Source organism: Acidiphilium sp. PM (genome assembly GCF_000219295.1).
GTDB classification, from domain to species: domain Bacteria; phylum Pseudomonadota; class Alphaproteobacteria; order Acetobacterales; family Acetobacteraceae; genus Acidiphilium; species Acidiphilium multivorum.
Genome location: NZ_AFPR01000235.1, coordinates 1 through 1,095, shown reverse-complemented (window position 1 = coordinate 1,095; position 1,095 = coordinate 1). Strand labels below are relative to the sequence as shown.

1 protein-coding gene and 1 pseudogene are annotated in these 1,095 nt (G+C 73.3%); both read left to right on the top strand.

Annotated elements, in window-relative coordinates:
• A pseudogene (locus tag APM_RS22645) lies at positions 1–405 on the top strand (hypothetical protein); the annotation flags it as partial.
• Positions 389–1,095, top strand: a 707-nt coding sequence (locus tag APM_RS22640) for a HAMP domain-containing sensor histidine kinase (RefSeq protein ID WP_007423317.1), incomplete at its 3' end; no start/stop codon positions are given. The pseudogene APM_RS22645 and the gene APM_RS22640, both read left to right, overlap by 17 nt.

Genomic DNA, 1,095 nt, shown 5'->3' with positions numbered 1-1,095 from the left:
CCCGGCCAACCCGCGATCCTGCGCACCTCCGGCGTCCGCCTCGCCGCCCTCGGCGCGGCGGTGGCGGCGATGGGGGCCGTCATCGTCTTCGTCGTGATCTATTACGGCACCCTCGGCTCCCTGCGGCAGACGCTCGATGCCTCGATCACCAACGAGATCGGCGAGATCCTGCCGCAAGGGCCGGCGACGCCGCCGGCGGTGGCGGCCATAGCCATCCGCGCCGCCCTCGCGCAGGCGGCCGTCCCGCATCTTCTACGCGCTGGCCGGGCCGAACGGCGCCCCCCTCGCGGGCAATCTGCGCCTCCCGCCGCCGGCGCCCGGCTGGCACACGCTGGACGCGCCGGAGGCCGACGCCTTCGCCCCCGGCGTGACGGAGCTGCGCGTCCTCGTGGTCCGCCTGCGTGATGGCGCGTCGCTGCTCGTCGGCGTCGACGGCACCATGATCCGCCGGCTGAACGACCTGATCCGCCGCAGCTTCCTGATCGGCTTCGGCCTCACCCTCAGCCTCGGCCTCGCCGCCGGCATCGGCTTCGGCCGCAAGGCCCTCGCGCGGGTGAACGCGGTCAGCCTCGCCAGCCGCGAGATCATGGCCGGCGACCTGTCCCGCCGCATCCCGCTCGCCGGCACCGGCGACGAGTTCGACCGCCTGGCCGAAACCGTGAACGCGATGCTCGACCGCATGCAGCACCTGATGGAGAATCTCGGCGCCGTCGGCAACGACATCGCCCACGACCTCCGCTCGCCGCTGGCCCGGCTGCGCGAAACCCTCGAACTCGCGCTGCGCGACCCCGATCCGGCGGCGGCCGGGGCCGCCATCGCCGAGGCGATCGCGCAGGTCGATGGCGCGCTGGCGCTCTGCGGCGCCATTCTCCGCCTCGCCCAGATCGAAACCGGCGCCCGCCGCGCCTCCTTTTCCGACATCGACCTGACCGACCTGCTGGACCGCCTGGTCGAGACCTACGAGACAGTGGCCGAGGAGGCGGGCCACCGCCTCGCCGCGCATGTCCCGCGAGGCCTCGCCATCCGCGGCGATGCCCAGCTCCTCAACCAGATGTTCGCCAACCTGATCGAGAACGCGATCACCCATGCGGGGAG